At 66.4% G+C, this 20,202-nt stretch carries 15 protein-coding genes; 12 read left to right on the top strand and 3 right to left on the bottom strand.

Going from position 1 to position 20,202, the window contains the following annotated elements:
- Nucleotides 1-8: 8 nt before the first annotated feature.
- On the top strand, nucleotides 9-797 hold the full coding sequence (gene ppgK, locus HMPREF2990_RS07845) for a polyphosphate--glucose phosphotransferase (protein WP_070763815.1): 789 nt from the start codon (nucleotides 9-11) through the stop codon (nucleotides 795-797).
- Between the two features lie 334 nt (nucleotides 798-1,131).
- Nucleotides 1,132-2,673, top strand: coding sequence for an RNA polymerase sigma factor (locus HMPREF2990_RS07840; RefSeq protein ID WP_371575655.1), 1,542 nt, complete (start codon nucleotides 1,132-1,134; stop codon nucleotides 2,671-2,673).
- Between the two features lie 78 nt (nucleotides 2,674-2,751).
- On the opposite strand, the gene HMPREF2990_RS07835 is transcribed toward HMPREF2990_RS07840, so the two are convergent.
- Nucleotides 2,752-4,521 carry a DEAD/DEAH box helicase gene (locus HMPREF2990_RS07835; RefSeq protein ID WP_070763813.1) on the bottom strand — a complete coding sequence of 590 codons (1,770 nt, stop codon included), beginning with the start codon at nucleotides 4,519-4,521 and terminating at the stop codon, nucleotides 2,752-2,754.
- Entirely contained in the window at nucleotides 4,518-4,772 is a 255-nt protein-coding gene (locus HMPREF2990_RS07830; RefSeq protein WP_083317084.1) for a DUF3039 domain-containing protein, read from the bottom strand. The genes HMPREF2990_RS07835 and HMPREF2990_RS07830 overlap by 4 nt, the downstream gene beginning before the upstream one ends.
- A gap of 50 nt (nucleotides 4,773-4,822) precedes the next feature.
- Here HMPREF2990_RS07830 and HMPREF2990_RS07825 point away from each other — a divergent pair, with 50 nt between their 5' ends.
- From HMPREF2990_RS07825 to galE, 6 genes are all read left to right on the top strand, one after another.
- Nucleotides 4,823-5,335, top strand: a complete 513-nt coding sequence (locus tag HMPREF2990_RS07825; protein ID WP_083317074.1) for a DUF3099 domain-containing protein — start codon at nucleotides 4,823-4,825, stop codon at nucleotides 5,333-5,335.
- Between the two features lie 4 nt (nucleotides 5,336-5,339).
- Nucleotides 5,340-6,854 (top strand): DUF7782 domain-containing protein, encoded by a 1,515-nt coding sequence (locus tag HMPREF2990_RS07820; protein WP_070763808.1) that lies wholly within the window; start codon nucleotides 5,340-5,342, stop codon nucleotides 6,852-6,854.
- Nucleotides 6,855-6,872: 18 nt separating this feature from the next.
- The gene (dtd, locus tag HMPREF2990_RS07815) at nucleotides 6,873-7,307 is read left to right on the top strand and encodes a D-aminoacyl-tRNA deacylase (RefSeq protein ID WP_070763806.1); all 435 of its coding nucleotides are present in this window, start codon (nucleotides 6,873-6,875) and stop codon (nucleotides 7,305-7,307) included.
- A 206-nt stretch (nucleotides 7,308-7,513) separates the two neighbouring features.
- The gene (locus tag HMPREF2990_RS07810) at nucleotides 7,514-8,506 is read left to right on the top strand and encodes a sigma-70 family RNA polymerase sigma factor (RefSeq protein WP_038590967.1); all 993 of its coding nucleotides are present in this window, start codon (nucleotides 7,514-7,516) and stop codon (nucleotides 8,504-8,506) included.
- A gap of 15 nt (nucleotides 8,507-8,521) precedes the next feature.
- The gene (locus HMPREF2990_RS07805) at nucleotides 8,522-9,211 is read left to right on the top strand and encodes a metal-dependent transcriptional regulator (RefSeq protein WP_070763804.1); all 690 of its coding nucleotides are present in this window, start codon (nucleotides 8,522-8,524) and stop codon (nucleotides 9,209-9,211) included.
- Between the two features lie 24 nt (nucleotides 9,212-9,235).
- Nucleotides 9,236-10,201, top strand: a complete 966-nt coding sequence (gene galE, locus HMPREF2990_RS07800) for a UDP-glucose 4-epimerase GalE (RefSeq protein ID WP_070763802.1) — start codon at nucleotides 9,236-9,238, stop codon at nucleotides 10,199-10,201.
- A gap of 7 nt (nucleotides 10,202-10,208) precedes the next feature.
- Here the strand turns inward: galE and HMPREF2990_RS07795 are convergent, their stop codons facing one another.
- Nucleotides 10,209-11,378: a DUF4192 domain-containing protein gene (locus tag HMPREF2990_RS07795; RefSeq protein ID WP_083317073.1), complete on the bottom strand. Its 1,170-nt coding sequence runs from the start codon at nucleotides 11,376-11,378 to the stop codon at nucleotides 10,209-10,211.
- A gap of 220 nt (nucleotides 11,379-11,598) precedes the next feature.
- Here HMPREF2990_RS07795 and HMPREF2990_RS07790 point away from each other — a divergent pair, with 220 nt between their 5' ends.
- From HMPREF2990_RS07790 to HMPREF2990_RS07775, 4 genes are all read left to right on the top strand, one after another.
- Nucleotides 11,599-12,645: a PAC2 family protein gene (locus tag HMPREF2990_RS07790; protein ID WP_070790508.1), complete on the top strand. Its 1,047-nt coding sequence runs from the start codon at nucleotides 11,599-11,601 to the stop codon at nucleotides 12,643-12,645.
- Nucleotides 12,646-12,676: 31 nt separating this feature from the next.
- Nucleotides 12,677-15,205, top strand: coding sequence for a DEAD/DEAH box helicase (locus HMPREF2990_RS07785; RefSeq protein ID WP_083317072.1), 2,529 nt, complete (start codon nucleotides 12,677-12,679; stop codon nucleotides 15,203-15,205).
- Between the two features lie 220 nt (nucleotides 15,206-15,425).
- Complete coding sequence (locus HMPREF2990_RS07780) at nucleotides 15,426-16,673, top strand: NAD(P)/FAD-dependent oxidoreductase (RefSeq protein ID WP_083317071.1); 1,248 nt, start codon at nucleotides 15,426-15,428, stop codon at nucleotides 16,671-16,673.
- Between the two features lie 66 nt (nucleotides 16,674-16,739).
- Nucleotides 16,740-20,168 (top strand): proline dehydrogenase family protein, encoded by a 3,429-nt coding sequence (locus tag HMPREF2990_RS07775; RefSeq protein ID WP_070763794.1) that lies wholly within the window; start codon nucleotides 16,740-16,742, stop codon nucleotides 20,166-20,168.
- Nucleotides 20,169-20,202 lie beyond the last annotated feature (34 nt).

Raw genomic sequence — 20,202 nt, 5'->3', positions numbered from 1 at the left:
TTGAGTACATGAGCGACACAACAGCGAATACCCAGGCTTCGACCGCGCCCACCTTGGGCTTTGGCGTTGACGTAGGCGGCTCCGGCATCAAGGGTGCCGTGGTTAATCTGCGCACCGGCGAGTTTGTCGGCGAGCGGATGAAGATCGCCACGCCCAAGCCCGCCACCCCGCAGGCCGTGGCGGACACCGTGGCGCAGATCGTGCGCGCGCACGACTGGCAGGGCCCGGTTGGCATCACGCTGCCGTCGGTGATTCGCCAGCAGGTCGCCACCACCGCCGCAAACATCGACCCGTCCTGGGTGGGCACGCAGGTCCACGACCTCTTCGCCGAGGCTCTGGGCCGCGAAGAGCTCGCCGTGCTCAACGACGCTGACGCAGCCGGTGTCGCCGAAGTCGCCTTCGGCGAGCCGCAGGCGCGCGAGGGCGCAGTCATCTTCCTCACCTTCGGCACGGGCATCGGCTCCGCAATGCTTGTCGACGGCACGCTGTTCCCCAACACCGAGCTCGGACACCTCCTACTCGACGGGAAGGAAGCCGAACACCTCGCCTCCTCGGCGGCCAAGGACCGCGAAGACCTGAGCTACAAGAAGTGGGCCAAGCGCGTCGACGCTGTGCTGCACGAGTACGCCCGCTTGCTAAACCCGACCGCCTTTGTGGTCGGCGGCGGCATCTCCCGCAAGGCCGACAAGTGGGTGCCCCTGCTCACCGTCGACGTGCCGGTGATCCCGGCGAAGCTGCGCAACCGGGCCGGCATCGTCGGGGCCGCGATGGCCGCACACACGCATCTCGCGCCCTAGGCGGCGCGCAGCTCACCGGTGCGCGTCGGCTTTCATGTACGGTGGGCACCGGACAAGAGCCACTGTCCTTGACCTAAAACGATGCGTTGCGAAACCGCTGCGCAGTGGGCCATGAGGAACGCAAAAGCCAAGACTCGCGGCGGGGGCTGGAATAGATTCATCCCCCACCCTGTTAAGATGGGCGTTCTATAAATGAAACCATTGCGCAACCCGACAAGATGTGCATCACACCTTGTTTGCAGCGCACGAGCGGTGCTGCGGCGGCAGCGCTCCCACCTTTTGTGCGGGAGTGCGGCTTAAGCTTAAAACGCAGGACCGCGGTGAGGTGGTGGCAGTGGACAACGACCGAAACGGCGAAAGGGCGTACGTGGTAGCCAGCGAAGCTTCAGGCAATAACAGCGTCGACGATGCAGCACAGGCATCCTCCGACGGCGGAGCAGGCAACGGGTCGAGCGGCGCCGCGGCACCGGCGGCGAAGAAGACCGCGAAGAAAGCGGTAAAGAAGACTGCGCGCAAGAAGGCAACGAAGAAGACTGCCAAGAAGACTGCGCGCAAGAAGGCGACGAAGAAGACCGCTCGCAAGACTGCGAAGAAGACGAAGAAGACGACGCGCAAGAAGGCGACGGCGGCGCACGCTGAGAGCTCCGCTGTAGATGAGGACGAGCTGCGCACCGACGCGCTGCTCGACGATGCGGATAACCCCGACGACCGCGAGGACGAGGACTACGATCCGGATCTCGCGGACGAGGCGGATTTCGACGATGAGCTCGCCGATGATCTCGACGAGGACGAGCTCGATGAGGACCTCGATGACGCTGACGATGCTGGCGCGGATGAGGACAGCGAAGACGAGGAAGAAGAGGAAGATTCCTCCTCCGTCTGGGACATCGAGGAATCCGCGGCCCTGCGCCAGGCGCGCAAAGACGCGCAGCTGACTGCTTCGGCGGACTCGGTGCGCGCTTACCTCAAGCAGATCGGCAAGGTCGCGCTGCTGGATGCGGAACAGGAGGTCTCGCTGGCCAAGCGCATTGAGGCCGGCCTCTACGCGCAGCACCGTCTCGACGAGATGCAGCGCGCTGCCGCCGAGGGCGATAAGGACGCCAAGCTCACGCCTGCGGTTAAGCGCGACTTCCGCGCCGTGGCGCGCGACGGGCGCAAGGCGAAGAACCACCTGCTCGAGGCAAACCTGCGTCTCGTGGTCTCGCTGGCGAAGCGCTACACCGGCCGCGGCATGGCCTTCCTGGATCTCATTCAGGAGGGCAACCTGGGCCTGATCCGTGCCGTGGAGAAGTTCGACTACTCCAAGGGCTACAAGTTCTCCACCTACGCCACGTGGTGGATCCGCCAGGCGATTACGCGCGCGATGGCGGACCAGGCGCGGACCATCCGTATCCCGGTGCACATGGTCGAGGTCATCAACAAGCTCGGCCGCATCCAGCGCGAGCTGCTCCAGGACCTGGGCCGCGAGCCAACGCCGCTGGAGCTTGCCAAGGAGATGGACATCACCGAGGAGAAGGTGATGGAGATCCAGCAGTACGCCCGCGAGCCGATCTCGCTGGACCAGACGATCGGCGACGAGGGCGACAGCCAGCTCGGCGACTTCATCGAAGACTCCGAGGCCGTCGTCGCAGTCGATGCGGTCTCCTTCACGCTCCTGCAGGATCAGCTCCAGGATGTGCTCCACACGCTCTCCGAGCGTGAGGCGGGCGTCGTGCGCCTGCGCTTCGGCCTGACCGACGGCATGCCGCGCACTTTAGACGAGATCGGCCAGGTCTACGGCGTCACCCGCGAGCGTATCCGCCAGATCGAATCCAAGACGATGTCCAAGCTGCGCCACCCCTCGCGTTCGCAGGTGCTGCGCGACTACCTGGATTAGAGGCTGGTGTAACCCAGCGCGAAGCCGGTGCGGGAAGGAATCAGTTTTCCCTTCCCGCACCGGCTTCTTTCGTCTGTCCTACCAGCCGCGCAGGTAGTCGATGCGCTGGCGGAGCTGCTCGGCGCTGCACAGCGCGGTCGGCGGTCCTCCGCAGGCCTTGCGGGCCTCGGTGTGGATCGCACCATGCGGGCGTCCCGTCTTGCCCGCGACGATGGAGACGCGGTCGTTGAGTTCCTTGCGCAGACGCGGGATCTCGTCCGCCGCGGTGCTCCCGCTTCCCGACGCCCCGCCGGGCGCGCCAGGTGCCTGCTTTGTCGGCTGCGGCTCGCCGAGGATTTTCGCGCGCTCTGCGGCTTCGCGCTCGGCGGCCTTGCGCGCCTTTTCTTCCGCCTCGCGCGCGTCGAGCTGGTCGCTCTGACGCTTGCGCAGCAGGGTCTTGACCTGCTCGGCGTCCAGCAGGCCGGGCAGCCCAAGGAAGTCTTGTTCCTCCGCGGAACCGGCCGCAGTGCCGGTGCCGTAGGTTGAGCCGTCGAAAATCAGCGAATCGAGTTCAGCCGAGGCCCCGATGGACTCGTAGCTGGGGGCCTCGTCCGGCTCGTTTTGCTGGCGATTCGCCTGCTCAATAAGCTCGTCGGACCAGCCCTGCTCCCGGTGCGGCTTGCCCAGGACGTGGTCGCGCTGCACCTCCATGTTCTCGGCGAGCCCGAGCAGCACTGGCACCGAGGGCAGGAAGACGGAGGCCGACTCGCCGGGCATTCGCGAGCGGACAAAACGGCCGATAGCCTGCGCGAAGAAGAGCGGTGTGGAGGCGGAGGTGGCGTAGACGCCGACGGAGAGCCGGGGCACGTCCACGCCCTCGGAGACCATGCGCACCGCCACCATCCATTCGTCCTTGGAGGCGGAGAACTCCTCGATGCGATCGGAGGCGCCGGGCTCGTCGGAAAGCACGACCGTGACGGGCGTGTTGGACAGCTCCTGCAGGATCTTTGCATACGCGCGGGCGGTCGTCTTGTTGGTGGCGATGACCAGGCCACCGGCGTCCGGCATGTTGCCGCGGATCTTCATCAGGCGGGTGTGCGCGGCCTGCAGCACGAGCCTGATCCAGTCGCCCTTCGGGTCCAACGCAGTCTTCCAAGCGCGCGTGGTTTGCTCCGCGTTGAGCGGCTCTCCGAGGCGCGCCGAGTACTCCTCGCCCGCAGAGTCGCGCCACTCCGTCTCGCCGCTATACGCGAGGAAGACGACGGGGCGCACCACGCCGTCTTTCAGGGCGTGGGCGTAGCCGTAGGTGTAGTCCGCCTCCGAGACGAGGTGGCCCTCGCCGTCCTCGTTGTAGCGCACGAACGGGATCTGCGAGTCGTCGGAGCGAAACGGCGTACCGGTGAGCGCGAGCCGGTGCTCGACGTCGTTATACGCCTCGTAGACGCCGTCGCCCCAGCTTTTCGAGTCGCCCGCGTGGTGGATCTCGTCCAGGATGACCATGCTGCGGCGCGCCGAGGCCACAGCGTGGTGCTTGAAGGGGTGCATGCCCACTTGGGCGTAGGTGACGACGATGCCGTCGTAGGCCGCGTTGACCGCCGACGAGTTAGTGAAGTTCGGGTCGAGCGAGAGCCCAAAGCGCTTCGCGGCGTCCGACCACTGGTGCTTGAGGTGCTCGGTGGGCACCACGACGATGAGGCGCTGCACCGTCTTATCAGCCAGCAGGCGGCTGGCCAGGGTCAGCGCGAAGGTCGTCTTGCCCGCGCCCGGGGTTGCCACGGCGAGGAAGTCACGCGGTTTCGTGCGGAGAAACGAATCAAGGGCCTCTTGCTGCCATTTGCGGAGCTGAGGCCCTGTACTCGGGGTGGTCACTTGCGGCGCAGCCCCTTGTAGATTCGCTCGCAGTCAGGGCACACGGGCGAGCCGGGCTTGGCCTGCTTCTTCACGGGGAATTTCGCTCCGCACAGTGCGACGACTTGCTTGCCGGACATAGCGGAGTCGACGATTTGGTCTTTCTTTACATAGTGGAAAAACTTCGGGGTGCCGTCGTCGGTGGTTGACGAGGTGTCCTCCCGAATATCGGGGCGCTCAAGAGTCTTCGTCGTCGTATTCACGCCCTCCATCATGCCCCAAAGGGGGCCAGTTGTGGCAACGGGGCGCTAACCTTTGCCTTATGAGCGGATCTCAGCACTATTCTCACGACGCTTCACCGGGCGAACCCGATCCGCACGTCATCGACGCGCCGCTTGATCCCGACCCCGCACCGCAGAAGCGCCGTTTCCGGCGGCGCTCCCGGCGCGCGCTGATTACCGACGCCACGCGCACCCCCGAACAGAACCGGCAGTCCCGCGAGAAGCAGTACCTAATCTTGCAGGGGCTGCGCCTTCCGCTGATTGCGCTGTCGATCGGTGCGGCGGTTGCGGGCCACTGGTGGTGGGCTGCGGCCATCTTCGGGATTACGCTTCCGCTGCCGTGGGTCTCGGTGATGATTGCCAACGGCCAGGGTGAGGTGCGCGAGAAGCGCGAGCGCAACGTGTACAAGCCTGCGGTTGCGCGTGAGCAGGCACGCCAGGCCGCGCTTGCGGAGCAAGCGCGCGCCCAATTGAGCCAGGGCACCGCGCAGATGCGTGAGTTGGGCCCGACTATCATCGACGCGGATACAGAGGAATCTGACGAGAAGGAGTAGCACGATGGGTGCCCTTGAACAGGCCGCGCGCGAGCTCGCATCCGCGCTGCACAGCGCCGGGTTGACCGCCGATGGCGTCGCCCGGCACCTCGGACCGGCCGCGACTGCGGCGCTGTACCGGGGCGAGCCAGGCGTAGTACTCACAGCATGCGACAACTCCGCGCTCTCGCGCCTGATCCGCATCTTCCTGGTGCGCGAGCCCACGCCGCGCGCCGCGCTCGAGGATGTGCTCTCGCCTGCGCTCGTGCAGCTGCTTATCGACGCTCGCGTGCTCTCCCCCGCCGCATCCCCGGACACCTTCAGCGTGGCCCTCGACGTCCGTCCGCACGTACTTGCAGGCCGGGACTTCTTCGTCATCTCGGATCTGGATGCCTCTATGACCGATTATGTGCCGGGCCCGGACCACGTCCTCGGCGTCGGCGCGGCCTCCCTGTCGCTGCTGCAGGCCACCCCGACCTCCCCTGCCGAGCGCGTTTTGGATCTTGGCACAGGCTCCGGCGTGCAAGCGCTCGCACAGTCGGGGTGCGCGCAGCAGGTCGTTGCCACCGATGTGCACCCGCGGGCGCTCGACCTTGCGCGCGCCACGCTCGCCGCCAACGGCGTCGAGAACGTCGAGCTGCGCGAGGGCCCGTGGTTTGCACCCGTTGCGGGCGAGCGTTTCGACCGCATCGTGGCGAACCCGCCGTTTGTGGTGGGTCCTGCCGAGGTCGGCCACGTCTACCGCGACTCCGGCTTGGAGTTGGACGGTGCCAGCGAGCTGGTCGCCAGCCAGGCGGCCGACCACCTTACGGAAGGCGGCACCGCCTGCATCCTGGGCGCGTGGGCGCACACCCGGGGTCAGAGCTGGCACCAGCGGGTGGCCTCCTGGCTGCCCGCACAAGGAGTCTCAGCGTGGGTGCTGCAGCGCGACGTGGTGGATCCGGGCCAGTACGTCTCCACCTGGTTGCGCGACGAATCCATCGACGTGCGCTCGCCCGAAGGCATCGCGCGCACGCAGCGCTGGCTGGAATACTTCCGAGCCCACGAGGTCGAGCAGATCGGCTTCGGTTGGATCTTCCTGCGCGAGATCGGCGATCACGCCTCGGAGATCACCGCGGAGGCGCTTTCCCACCCCTTCGATGACCCGCTCGGGCCGGAGGTCGAAGAGTACTTCACCCGCGCAGAATGGCTGCGTAAGGCGGATGCAGACGCGGTGCTGGACGCGAGCTACACCGTGCGCCCCGGCGTCGCTCTCGAGGAAGTCAGCCTGGCTGACACGGAAGCGGGCATGGGGTTTGCGCCCGAGGTCACGCGGATCACGCGCACGGACGGCCCGCGCTTTAGCCACGAGATCGACGCCGCGGTGCGCTCGCTGCTTGCCGGGCTCCACCCGCAGGGTTTGAGCTTGCGTGACGTGGTGGGGTTGCTCGCGGCGTCGCAAAGCATTGGCGATGTCGGCGAGCTGGAGACCTCTGCGGTGCGCATCGTGGTTGACCTGGTGCGCCACGGGGTCGTGCTACCCGCAGACATTGTTGCGTAAACAGGAAGGAAGAAGAGTATGAAGGCCGTACTTACGCGCGTGGCCAGCGCGAGCGTTACCGTCGATGGCGAGGTCGTCGGCGCGATCGACTGCAAAGACACCGGCGGAATCCTCGCGCTCGTGGGCGTGGGCCGCGACGACGATCCGCAGGCCTGGGAGACCGTCGCCCGCAAGATCGCTGAGCTGCGCATTCTCGACGGCGAGCGCTCCGTCCAAGACGCCGGCGCACCAGTGCTGCTGGTCAGCCAATTCACGCTCATGGGGCGCACCGCGAAGGGCCGGCGGCCCTCCTGGTCGGATGCCGCGCCCGGCGACGTCGCCGAGCCGGTGATCGCGAAGATCGCGGCCGCGCTGCGCGAGCGCGGCATCACCGTGGAAGAGGGGCGCTTCGGGGCGATGATGGACGTCGAGAGCGTCAACAGTGGGCCTTTTACGGTGCTCGTCGAGGCGTAATGCGGCCCTGCGCGCAAAGAACCCTGACAGCCACCCACGTTCTAGGGGTGAATCTCCTGGGGCAATCCTGACAGTGGCGCGAATTGGGGGCCGGTTGAATATTATCTAGCAAAGCCGGAACAATCGGGCGCTCTGCACCGTTGGACGTATAAGACTGAACCTTTTGTGGGTTCGGATGGTTCGAAACCTCAAGGAGGCAGCTCTTCATGACTCAGCCGGACCACTCTCGCGAGGCGGCAAACGAAGACAATGTGGACCGCGGTAGTCGGCGCAACCAGACGAACGACAACCCGTCGGCCGATCTCGTCCGCGTCTACCTCAACGGTATCGGCAAGACGGCGCTGCTGAACGCGGAGGAAGAAGTCGAGCTGGCCCAGCAGATCGAGGTCGGTCTCTACGCCCAGCACCTTTTGGATGACCCCGAGGTGAAACTCACCCGGGCGAAGAAGCGCGACCTGAAGATCCTGGCCAAGGAGGGCCGCAAGGCTCGCTCCCACCTGCTGGAAGCGAACCTGCGCCTGGTGGTCTCGCTGGCCAAGCGCTACACGGGCCGCGGCATGCCGCTGCTTGACCTGATCCAGGAGGGCAACCTGGGCCTGATCCGCGCAATGGAGAAGTTCGACTACGCGAAGGGCTTCAAGTTCTCCACCTACGCCACCTGGTGGATCCGCCAGGCGATCACCCGCGGTATGGCCGACCAGTCCCGCACGATCCGCCTCCCAGTGCACCTGGTCGAGCAGGTCAACAAACTCTCCCGCATCCGTCGCGAGATGTACCAGTCCCTGGGCCGCGAGCCCACGAACGACGAGCTGTCGGAGGAATCCGGCATCGAAGAGTCCAAGATCGAGATGTTGCTGCGCCAGTCGCGCGACCCGGTCAGCCTCGACATGCCCGTCGGCGCGGACGAAGAAGCCCCGCTGGGCGACTTCATCGAGGACGCCGAGGCCACGGACGCCGAGGACGCGGTTGTCTCCACGCTGCGGCACGACGATATCCAGGACATCATCAACGGGCTTGAGGAGCGCGAGCAGGACGTGATCCGGATGCGCTACGGTTTGACCGACGGTGTGCCTCGCACACTGGACCAGATCGGGCGCCAGTTCGGGCTCTCGCGCGAGCGCGTGCGCCAGATTGAGCGTGAAGTCATGGCGAAGTTGCGCGTCGGCGAACGTGCCGACCGGCTGCGCGACTACGCCTAATGCAAGGGAGTACACATGCGTGACTTGGTCGATACGACCGAAATGTACCTGCGGACGGTTTACGAGCTCGAAGAGGAGGGGATCACGCCGCTGCGCGCCCGCATCGCCGAGCGCCTCGAGCAGTCCGGCCCCACGGTCTCGCAGACCGTGGCGCGCATCGAGCGTGATGGTTTCCTCATCGTGCAACCGGATCGTTCACTTACCCTCACCCCAGCCGGCCGCGAGCGCGCCACCGCGGTGATGCGTAAGCACCGCCTCGCCGAGCTTTTGCTTACCGACGTGCTGCAACTCGATCCCGCCCACGTCCACGATGAGGCCTGCCGCTGGGAGCACGTGATGAGCGAGGAGGTTGAGCGCCGCGTCGTCGCCGTGCTGAACAACCCGACCCGCTCCCCCTTCGGCAACCCCATCCCCGCCTTGGAGGAGCTGGGCGCGACCCCGAGCTCCGAGACCGCCTACGGCGAGCGCGCCGCCGACCTCAAGTTGGCCGAGCCCACTGAGGCCGTCGTGGTGCAGGTAGCCGAGATTTTGCAGCAGCTGTGCTCCACGATCTCCCCGGAGCTCGACGTCGCCCGTCTCGTCGGCACCACGGTCACCCTCGAGCGCGAGGAGGACGAGTCGGTGACGCTGACCACCGCGCAGGGCGAAGCCTTCACGCTCAGCCCCGAGCTCGCGCACGCGCTGCGCGTGCGCATTGCTGAATAAACCCGGAAAGGTATTTGGGATTCCATGAAGCTCGTTGTCACCGGCGGTGCCGGTTACGTGGGCAGCGTCTGCGCTGCCGTCCTGCTCGAAGGCGGCCACGAGGTGATCGTGGTCGACGACTTCAGCACTGGCAACCGCGAGGCCGTGCCCGAGGGTGCCACGCTCGTTGAAGGCCGCATCAACGATGTCATCGACGAGGTCTTGCGCCCCGGCGACATCGACGGCGTGCTGCACTTCGCCGCCCGCTCTCTAGTCGGCGAGTCCGTGGAGGTGCCGGACGAGTACTGGCGCGACAACTTCGAGGTCAGCCTGTACCTGCTCAACGCGATCCGCCGCCACGGCGTGCGCTCGCTCGTTTTCTCTTCTACCGCTGCGACCTACGGCGAGCCCGAAAACGTCCCGATCACCGAGGACGCGCCAACTCGGCCCACCAACCCCTACGGGGCCACGAAGCTCGCCATCGATTACGCGATTTCCTCCTACTGCAAGGCCTACGGCATCGCGGCAACGAGCCTGCGCTACTTCAACGTCGCCGGCGCGTACAACCAGTTCGGCGAGCTGCACCGCACTGAGACGCACCTGATCCCCATCGTGCTGCAGGTGGCCCTGGGCCAGCGGGACGCGATCAAGATGTTCGGCGACGATTGGCCGACTGCCGACGGCACCTGCGTACGCGACTACATCCACGTCCGCGACCTGGCAGACGCGCACGTGCTCGCACTCCAGGCGAACACGCCGGGCACGCACGCGATCTACAACCTCGGCTCCGGCGACGGCTACTCCGTGCGCGAGGTCGTGGAGATGTGCCGCGAGGTCACCGGCCACGAGATTCCCGCGGAGGTCGCGCCCCGCCGCGCGGGCGACCCGGCCGTGCTCATCGCTTCTTCGGAGAAGATCAAGCGGGAGCTGGGCTGGAACCCGACGCGCACGGATCTGCGCCGCATCGTCGAGGACGCCTGGGCCTTTACGGCTGCGCGCGCCGAGCGCTAACGGCTCGCTACGCGACGCAGTTATCCTCAATCTCCCCCCAGAGCAGGCGGCAGCCCGCCACTGCGGTGTCGAGCATGCCCTCCCACTCCCCGATCGCCATGAGCTGGCGCTGCACGGCTGAGAGCGAGTGGCCGGGGAGTTCCTCCTGCGCCGCGCGTAGCGCCGCAAAGCCCCAGGGCTCGAGCCCGCTTTCGACGGCGGCGATCGCCCACAGGCTTAGCGCGTTCGCCCGAATCATGCCGGTGAAGTTGCGGGCGATGCACAACAGGCGCTGCGCTGCTGCCCCCGGGCTTTCCACAATATCGATGATCAGGCTGTCACGCAGATGGCTGTGCGAAAGCAGCGCCGCGAGCAATTGGACATCCTCGTCGCTTGCGAAGCAGTCATCGAGCGCCAGTGGCTTGGTCGCGCTGCCCGCCGGGAATTCCGCCTCGTGCCCCCGACCCGGGTTGAGCATCTCGCAGCCGCGCTCCACCGCCGCCAGGAGTGCTTCGGGACGGGTGAAGCGTTGCTCAATGAGCAGCCTGCCCTGGGTGTAGGCCGCCTCGTACAGCGCCTCGCAGCGGCGTGTCTCCGCGCCCGAGCTCGACTCGAAGTGCAGGGCGATTTCCTCGCGGTTGAGTTCCGGCAGCAGGCCGTTTTCTAACAGGCCGCGCATGGTCGGGGCCCCGACGACTGAGGGGACGGCACCGGAGAAGTACTTCGCCGGGGCGTCGGCAAGCGGGCTGCCGGGCGCAGCGGTGGCGGTGGTGGCGGTGGCGCCGGCGGCGTCGAAAAGCAGCGTGTAGGGCGTGCCCGAGGCGACTTCGGAAACGTGCCAGCAGGCGGCGATGCCGGGCACGCCGTCTGAGCCCGAGTGCTCGAGGAAGTAGGCCGCCTCAAGCGCGAGCCGGGAGTTGGGGATGCGGGTGATGATGACGGCGAGGTGGACGTCCTGGTCGGCGAACTCCAGCGCGCGCATCGCGTGCTCAAGTTGGTCCTGATTGCCAAGGTCGGCGCGGACAATCGGGCCGAGTGCGAAGGCAGAGGGGTCGGGTCCGTGCTGCTCCAGGCCGATGAGCACGAGGGATTCCTGCGGGTAGAAGCCTAGGGCCCCCGGGATGCAGGCGATCAACTCGCCGGGGCCGGAAGCGGAGTGGTTAGTGGGACGGTGTGCGTGTGCGTGTGATTCAGTCATACATATTGGACGCAAAAAACAGCCCGCCGGTTCCCTCGGCGCGCGAATTCGCCATAACGCAAGGGCGAGACGCTAAACTTGTTGCCACTCATGCGCGGCTGAGCACCCGCGCGGGGCGGTGGAATAGCCACGCCCGCGGCGCGGTTGTACTCACTAATACGAACGCTTTTACGAAGTAGCCGCCGCGTAAGCGCATGACATGATTTTTAGGAGGAAGCACATGTCTGACACGTCTCGCATGTACGAACTTGAATACCCATCGCCCTCAGTGGGTGGTGATAACGCCTCCGGTCCAGCGTTAATTATCGCAATGCAGGGCTACGCCGACGCAGGCCACGCAGTGGAGGGTGCCGCCGAGCACCTTAAGGCTGCGCTGGAGTCCCGCACGCTAGCTACTTTTAGCAACGATGAGCTGATTGATTACCGCTCGCGGCGCCCCGCGGTGACCATCTCGCAGCATGAGATCACCGACATCGATGACCTGCAGCTCGACCTGCGCGTGCTGCGCGACACGACGGGGACGTCCTTCCTGCTGCTCTCCGGCCCGGAGCCGGACTTAAAATGGGAGGCGTTTAGCAAGGCGGTGAGCGATCTGGTGCAGCGCTTCGACGTGTCGAAGACGATCTGCCTCTACGCCGCCCCGATGGGCGCGCCGCACACCCGCCCCCTGGTGGTCTCCGCGCACGGCAACAGCGCCGAGCTCGTCGGCCGCATGTACACCTTCGACGGGATGGTCACCGTGCCCGGCGCGGCCGCGATCCTCATCGAGCGGGAGCTGCACAAGCAGGGCAAGCCGGTCGCGGGCTTTACGGCGCACGTGCCGCACTACGTCGCTTCCTCGCCCTACCCGCACGCGACGTTCCAGCTGCTGCAGTCTATCGAGGACGCAACCAAGCTGCAGTTCCCGCTGCGCGCCATCGAGGGCGACATCACGCGGGTGACCAAGCAGCTCACCGAGCAGATGGAGGGCTCCGCCGAGATCGCGCACGTGGTCCACGCCTTGGAAGAGCACTATGACAAGGAAATGAACGACTACCGCGAGCGCCACCCGCAGGCGATGATGCCGGGGGAGGCGCAGGTACCTACTGGCGAGGAGATCAGCGAGGCGTTTGAGAACTACCTCACCGCCATCGAAGACCGCGACCGCGTGCTGGGCCAGGACGAGCAGCAGCTGAGCCTGCCTTTCGGCGACGATGAGAACAGTCTGCTCATGGAGCACTTCCTCATCGACCCGGATGAGGAGGAGCCCCCGGCTGACGAGGAGTAGCGCTACGGTGGGTGGCGTGACTTTATCTGACATGCTCGCCGATCTCACCGATGTGCCCGCCTCGCTTATCGACGAAGCGGTGTGGGACTCGTTCACCTCCTGGGCCCACTCGCGCGGTATCTCGCTCTACCCGGCGCAGGAGGAAGCCTCGCTGGCGCTGCTCGCCGGCGACAACGTGATCCTGGCAACCCCGACGGGCTCGGGCAAGTCCATGGTGGCCAACGCCGCCCACTTCATCGCCTTAGCGCGCGGCCAGCGCACCTTCTACACCGCGCCGATTAAGGCACTGGTGAGCGAGAAGTTCTTCTCCCTGTGCGAGATCTTCGGCGCGGAAAACGTCGGCATGATGACCGGGGACGCCACCGTCAACGGCTCGGCACCGATCATCGCGGCGACTGCGGAAATCGTGGCGAACATCGCCCTGCGCGAGGGCGAAAATGCGCGCATCGACCAGGTGGTGATGGACGAGTTCCACTACTACTCCGAACCAGACCGCGGCTGGGCCTGGCAGGTCCCGCTGTTGGAGCTGCCGAAGGCGCAGTTTTTGCTCATGTCCGCCACCCTCGGCGACACCGACTGGCTGGAAAAGGACCTCACCGAGCGCACCGGCCGCGAAACCACCTACGTTGGCGGCTCACAGCGGCCAGTCCCGCTCGATTTCCACTACGTGTTCACCCCCATCCACGAGACGATCGAGGAGCTGCTTGCCGACGGCAAAGCCCCCATCTACGTCGTCCACTTCTCCCAGCGCGAAGCCACGGAGCGCGCGCAGGCGCTGACCAGCATGAAGATCATCACCGATGAGGAGAAGCAGCGCATCAAAGAGGAGATCGGGGATTTCCGCTTCACCACCACCTTCGGCAAGACACTGTCGAAGCTGGTGCGCCGCGGCATCGGCATCCACCACGCGGGCATGCTGCCGAAGTACCGCCGCTTGGTCGAGCGGCTGTCCCAGACCGGCCTGCTGAAGGTCATCTGCGGCACCGACACGCTGGGCGTGGGCATCAACGTGCCGATCCGCACCGTGGTGATGACGGGCCTGGCTAAGTACGACGGGACGCGCCAGCGCATCTTGAAGTCGCGCGAGTTCCACCAGATCGCAGGCCGCGCGGGCCGCGCCGGTTTTGACACCGAGGGCACCGTGGTCGTCCAGGCACCGGAGCACGAGATCGAAAACGTCAAGCTGCGCAGAAAGGCGGGCGACGACCCGAAGAAGCGCAAGAAGCTGCGCAAGAAGGCCGCCCGCGAGGGCGAGGTCTCGTGGTCCGAGAACACCTTCAACCGGCTGACCACCGCGGAGCCGGAAGAGCTGACCAGCCAGTTTTCCGTCTCCAACTCCATGCTGCTTAACGTTGTGGCCCGCCCCGGCGACGGCTACAAGCATATGCGCCACCTGTTGCGCACCAACCACGACACCCGCGCGAAGCAGAACCGCGACATCCTCACCGCCGTGGAGCTCTTCCGTGGCCTGATCAACGCGGGGGTGGTGGAGCGAACCCCGGACTCGCCGGCGTACCGGCCCTACACGCTGACCACGGAGCTGGACCGCGACTTCGCCCTCAACCAGCCGCTCTCCCCCTTCGCCCTGGCGTTTTTGACCATCCTGGATCCGGAGTCGGACACCTACGCCCTAGATGTCATTTCCACCTTCGAGGCCATCCTGGACGACCCGCGCCAACTGCTCCAAGCACAGCAGTCTGCCGCCCGCGGCGAGGAAATCGCTGCGCTCAAGGCCGACGGGGTGGACTACACCGAGAGAATGGCGCTGATCGAGGACGTCACCTACCCCAAACCGCTCGCCGAAGAACTCGACGAGGCTTTCGACACCTTCTGCCAGGGCAACCCGTGGGCGAAGGAGTTCGAGCTCTCGCCGAAATCCGTGGTGCGCGACATGATCGAGCACGCCATGACGTTCTCCGACCTGATTGCCACCTACGGACTCGGGCGCAGCGAGGGCGTCGTCCTGCGCTACCTCACCGACGCCTGGCGCACGCTGTCCCACTCAGTCCCCGAGGCCCACATGACCGAAGAACTCGAGGACATCGTGGTCTGGCTCGGCGAGCTGATTCGCCAGGTGGATTCTTCGCTTATCGACGAGTGGGCCCACATGGCCGACGAAGACTCCCCCATCGACCAGGCCACCTTGGACCGAGAGCTCGCCTTCGGCGTCGAGGACCCCAACGCGCTTACCGCTAATCGACGCGCGTTTACCATCATGGTGCGCAACACCTTCTTCCGCCTCGCCCAGCTTTTCGCCTACGAAGAGGAAGAGAAGCTCGAGGAGATGTTTGCCTACCTCGAGCCTGACGAACGCCCAGACTTCCCCGACGGCATGGACGACTACTTCGACGAGTACGACGACGTGGACACCGGGCCGGACGCGCGCGGGCCGGAGTATTTCCGACTCGGCGAGACCACCGGGCGGCAGTGGCACGTCACCCAGATTCTCAAGGATCCAGAGGGCGACAACGCCTTCCAATTCCACGGTGTCGTGGACCTTGATGCCTCCGATGCGGCGGGTGAGGTAAGGCTTGCGCGTCTGGAACTCCGGGCGGATTAGCCCTTTTGGGGGTAGTGGGGCGTCGAAAAGCATGCCCCATTTCTGTGTATAGACAGGTACCTGAGCTGTGCCAACCGCGCTATTATGCGCATAAAACCCAAATCTTCAAACTTTATGCGCGTCCAGAAAATCACGTAGCGAACGCTACGTGAGCGAACCTTGAGCTGCGGTACATTGTTGTTCGCAACACAGATCCCAGATTCGTGAGGAGAAACACAAAGTGACTCGTGCGATCGTCATCGGCGCAGGTATGACCGGGCTATCCACCGCATGGTTCTTGCAAGAATACGGCTACGAGGTGGAAGTCCTCGACAAAATCGGCGTCGCAGGCGGCTCCTCCTGGGGCAACGCCGGATGGCTCGCCCCCGGCAAAACCATCCCGCTGTCCAACTCCAGCCTCTGGGCCTACGGCCCCACCGCCCTGTTCGACCGCAACGCCGCGCTGTCGGTACCAGTGCGCATCGACCCGAAACTCTGGGCCTTCTGCGCACAATTCATGGCACACGCCACCCAGCGCGCCTGGGACAAGACTATGGCGGGGCTCACCCCGGCCGACATGGCTTCGCTCGCGGCTTTCGACGAGCTTGAGGAAGGCGGCGTGGCCTCCAAGTCCTACCGCGCGCCCTACATCATCGGCTTCGAATCTGAGAACCAGGCCAAGGGCTTCCTCAAGGAAGTCGACGGTGCTGTCCGCCACGGCCAGGAAATCCCCTTCCACCCCGTCTCCCTGGAAGAAGCGCGCGAGCACGCGCCCATGCTCACCGAGAAGGTGAAGGCCATCTACAAGATGGAAGGCCAGCGCTTCATCGAGCCCGGCCCCTACTGCGAGGCGATCGCCGAGTCCTTTGAATCGCGCGGCGGCACCATCACCACCGGCGTAGAAGTCACCAAGGTCACCTCCACCCGCAAGCCGGCAGTGCAGCTGTCCACCGGCGAGTGGAAGCCGGCCGACGTCGTCGTAGTCGCCACCGGCGCATGGATGCCGGACCTGGCGCGCGAGCTCGGCGTGAACACCATGGTGCAGGCCGGACGCGGCTACTCGTTTAGCGTCGAGACCGAAAAGACCCCGGAGTGCCCCGTCTACCTGCCCGAGCAGAAGATCGCCTGCACCCCCTATCAGGGCCGCCTGCGCGTCGCCGGCACCATGGAGTTCCGCGGGCCCGACGAAGCCTTCCAGCCTGGGCGCGTCGCCTCGATGATCCACGCCACCGCACCGATGTTCCGCGGCATCAACTGGGACGACCGCCAGGACGAGTGGGTCGGCTCCCGCCCCGTCACCCCGGACGGCCTGCCGCTCGTCGGTGCGACCAAGGCACCGAACGTCTACACCAACGGCGGCCACGGCATGTGGGGCATCATCCTCGGCCCGCTGTCCGGCAAGATGCTGGCCAAGCAGATCGCCACCGGCGAGATCGACCGCACCATCGCGCCGTTCGACCCGCTGCGCAGCCGCTTCGCCGGCCTGTAATCCCCTCCCGCCCGCCTGCGCCCGCGTCCAAGCGGGCGTTTTTCTCGATCCTTTAAGGAGTACGCCATGGCTCAACCCGTCACCGATTTCGACGCCATCGTCGAGGCCGCCGCCGCCCAAGCCCACGCCTGGATTAAGGAAACCGCCGAGGACGACGCGAACGACTCACAAACCCAGCAGCTCGCCGCGCTGCTTCGCGACGACGACGGCGTCCGCTTCACCATGGACTTCGTCGACCGCGTCATGCGCCCCGAAGACGACCGCGTCGCCGCCCGTGCCCTGCGCTCGATCACTTCGGGTATCGACGCCTCCTTCCTCGGGCAAATCAACGGCCTTCTCGTCGGGCTCGGCGCGTTCGTCGGCCCAATCCTGCCGAAGGTGGTCATTCCGGCGGCGCGCGCACGCCTGCGCCAGCTCGTCGGCCACCTCGTGCTCGACGCCGAGTCGGACGCGCTCAACGGCCTGCTGGATCGCGCAGCCGAGCGCGGCGAGGAGCTCAACCTCAACCTGCTCGGCGAAGCCGTCCTCGGCGAGGGCGAGGCCACCGACCGCGCGGAGCGCACGCTCGCGCTGATCCGCAACCCGCGCGTGACCTACGTCTCGGTAAAGGCCTCCTCCATGGTCGCGCAGCTCAATCCGTGGGACTTCGACGGCAGCGTGGCCCGCGTCAAGGACCGCATCCGGCCGCTCTACCGCGCCGCCCGCGACCGCAGCCCGCGCGTATTCCTCAACATGGACATGGAGGAATACCACGACCTGCACCTGACCATCGCCGTGTTCACCGAGCTGCTCGCGGAGGAGGAGTTCCGCGACTACGAGGGCGGCATCGTCCTGCAGGCCTACCTCCCGGACACGCTCGCCGCGCTGGAGGAGCTCGCCGAGTTCGCCCGCGAGCGCGTCGCGGCGGGTGGCGCGAAGATCAAGATCCGCCTTGTCAAGGGAGCCAACTTGTCCATGGAGCGTGCGCACGCCGAGCTGCGCGGCTGGCCGCAGGCGCCCTACCCCACCAAGCAGGACGTCGACGCGAACTACTACCGCCTCCTCGACACCATCCTGCGCCCCGAGTACGCCGACGCCATCTCCATCGGCGTGGCCACCCACAACCTGTTCACCGCGGCCTTTGCCAAGGAGCTCGCTTCTCGACGCAACGTCGCCCACATGATCGACTCCGAAATGCTCCAAGGCATGTCGCCAGCCCAGCAGGCCACGGTGCGCCGCGCCTACGGCCGCCAGATCCTCTACACCCCGGTCGTGCACAAGGAGGACTTCGACGTCGCCGTCTCCTACCTCGTGCGCCGCCTGGAGGAAAACGCCGCGCCCCAGAACTTCCTCTACGCCCTGTTCGCGCCTAACGAGCCGAGCCAGGCCCAAGGCGAGCTCACCCCGCTCGAAGCGCAGGAGCAGGTCTTCCGCAACGCCGTGGCCACCCGCCACGAGGTCGCCGCGGGCCCGCGGCACACCCAAGACCGCGCCCAAGATGCGGCCGAGGACACCGGCCGGGCAACCGCCGCCGCGAGCGCGCATGCCGGCCGCTTCTTCAACGAGCCCGACACCGACCCCGCCCTGCATGTCAACCGCGCCTGGGCGCTCGAGCACCTGGCCAACCCGCCCGCCATCAATATCGGCGAGGAGATCCACGATACGGGGCGGGTGGATGAGGCGGTGCGTGTGGGCGTCGAGAAGCAAAAGGCGTGGGGCGCACTCCGCGCAGACGAGCGCGCAACCGTACTCGAGGCCATCGGTGACGTGATCGCAAAACGTCGCGGCGACTTCATCGCCACCGCCGCCCACGAGGCCGGCAAAACGGTCGACCAAACCGACCCGGAGATCTCCGAAGCGATCGACTTCTGCGCCTACTACGCCGACGCCGCGCGCCGCTTGGGCGACATCCGCGCGCGCTTCGAGCCCAACCGGCTCACCGTGGTCGTGCCGCCGTGGAACTTCCCCGTCGCCATCCCCACCGGCGGGGTCACGGCGGCGCTCGCGGCGGGGTCTGCGGGGATCATCAAGCCTGCGCCGCAGGTCACCGCGTGCGCGAAGCTCATCGTCGACTGCATCCACGAAGCCTTCGCCGCCCACAACATCGACCCCGACACCGTGCAGTACCTGCGCGCCGACGAGGCCGACGCCGGCAAGCGCCTGATCACCCACGCAGACGTCGACGCCGTCATCCTCACCGGAGCCTCCGACACCGCGCAGCTGTTTAGCTCCTGGAAGCCGCAGCTCAACGTGATGGCGGAGACCTCCGGCAAGAACGCGCTGATCATCACCCCGTCCGCCGACCCGGACCTGGCGATCGCCGACCTCTACCAGTCCGCCTTCGGCCACTCCGGCCAGAAGTGCTCCGCGGCGTCCCTGGTCATCCTCGTCGGCGCGGCCGGCGACTCCGAGCGCCTACGCAACCAGCTCATCGACGCCACGCGCACCCTCAACGTGGGCCCCGGCACCGACATCACCACCACGATGAACGGGCTGATCGAAGCCCCCGGCGACAAGCTCCGCCGCGGGCTCACCCAGCTCGAATCCGGCGAGCGCTGGCTGCTCGAGCCGAAACAACTCGACGACGAAGGCCGCTACTGGTCCCCCGGCATCCGCGATCACGTCAAGCCCGGCTCCTGGTTCCACCTCAACGAATGCTTCGGCCCAGTCCTGGGCATCATGCATGCCCGCGACCTCGACGAAGCGATCGAGTGGCAAAACTCCACCGGCTACGGGCTCACCGCCGGCCTGCACACCCTCGACGGCGAGGAGATTACCTACTGGCTCGACCGCGTCGAGGCGGGCAACGTCTACGTCAACCGCGGGATCACCGGCGCGATCGTGCAGCGCCAGCCATTCGGCGGCTGGAAGAAGTCCTCCGTCGGCCCGGGCGCGAAAGCTGGCGGGCCGAACTACGTCGCGCAGATGGGCACCTGGCACGACATCGACGCGCCTTCGCCGGGCGTGAGCGTTACGCCGCGCGTTGCCGAGCTGCTGCGCGAGTTCGCGGAGCACGTCTCCGCGGAAGACTTCGGGTGGCTCTCGCGCGCCGCGGAGTACGACGAGCTGGCGTGGCAGCGCGAGTTCGGCCGCGAGCACGACTTCGCGGGCCTGCGTTCGGAGGCGAACATCTTCCGCTACCGCCCGCTGCTCGAACCGCTCGTGTGTTACGTCGGCGAGGGCTTTGTGCTTCGCGACGTCTACCGCCAACTCCTCGCCGCCACCCGCACCGGCACCCGCCTGCGCGTGATCGCACCGGACGAGATCGCCGTTGAGTTGCGCGCCGCAGGCGTGCAGGTCGACGGGTCTGAGGTCACCGGCCAGCCCGCGCGCGTGCGCGTGATCGGCCGCGCGCCCGAGTCGCTCTATGGTGACATCGCGACGGCGGTACTTGACGGGCCCGTGCTTACCGACGGCCGCCGCGAGCTCCTCCCCTACCTCCACGAACAAGCCATCTCGGCGACCCTGCACCGCTTCGGCGTCCTCCGCGACCCTGCGGGCCTGCGGGAGGACTAGTTCCGGGCATGCTTGCCCGCGCGCCAGTGTTTGC

It is taken from the genome of Corynebacterium sp. HMSC071B10, from assembly GCF_001814825.1.
GTDB lineage: Bacteria > Actinomycetota > Actinomycetes > Mycobacteriales > Mycobacteriaceae > Corynebacterium.
The sequence above is the reverse complement of the archived record's forward strand: the minus strand, read 5'-3'. Positions and strand labels throughout refer to the sequence as shown.

Bases quoted from the DNA above. Each gene is read 5' to 3' on its own strand.
- HMPREF2990_RS07810 (WP_038590967.1), top strand. From the start codon at position 7,514: ATGACTCAGCCGGACCACTCTCGCGAGGCGGCAAACGAAGACAATGTG.
- HMPREF2990_RS07830 (WP_083317084.1), bottom strand. From the start codon at position 4,772: ATGGAGGGCGTGAATACGACGACGAAGACTCTTGAGCGCCCCGATATT.
- HMPREF2990_RS07775 (WP_070763794.1), top strand. From the start codon at position 16,740: ATGGCTCAACCCGTCACCGATTTCGACGCCATCGTCGAGGCCGCCGCC.
- ppgK (WP_070763815.1), top strand. From the start codon at position 9: ATGAGCGACACAACAGCGAATACCCAGGCTTCGACCGCGCCCACCTTG.
- galE (WP_070763802.1), top strand. From the start codon at position 9,236: ATGAAGCTCGTTGTCACCGGCGGTGCCGGTTACGTGGGCAGCGTCTGC.
- HMPREF2990_RS07785 (WP_083317072.1), top strand. From the start codon at position 12,677: ATGCTCGCCGATCTCACCGATGTGCCCGCCTCGCTTATCGACGAAGCG.
- HMPREF2990_RS07820 (WP_070763808.1), top strand. From the start codon at position 5,340: ATGGGTGCCCTTGAACAGGCCGCGCGCGAGCTCGCATCCGCGCTGCAC.
- dtd (WP_070763806.1), top strand. From the start codon at position 6,873: ATGAAGGCCGTACTTACGCGCGTGGCCAGCGCGAGCGTTACCGTCGAT.
- HMPREF2990_RS07795 (WP_083317073.1), bottom strand. From the start codon at position 11,378: ATGACTGAATCACACGCACACGCACACCGTCCCACTAACCACTCCGCT.
- HMPREF2990_RS07790 (WP_070790508.1), top strand. From the start codon at position 11,599: ATGTCTGACACGTCTCGCATGTACGAACTTGAATACCCATCGCCCTCA.
- HMPREF2990_RS07805 (WP_070763804.1), top strand. From the start codon at position 8,522: ATGCGTGACTTGGTCGATACGACCGAAATGTACCTGCGGACGGTTTAC.
- HMPREF2990_RS07825 (WP_083317074.1), top strand. From the start codon at position 4,823: ATGAGCGGATCTCAGCACTATTCTCACGACGCTTCACCGGGCGAACCC.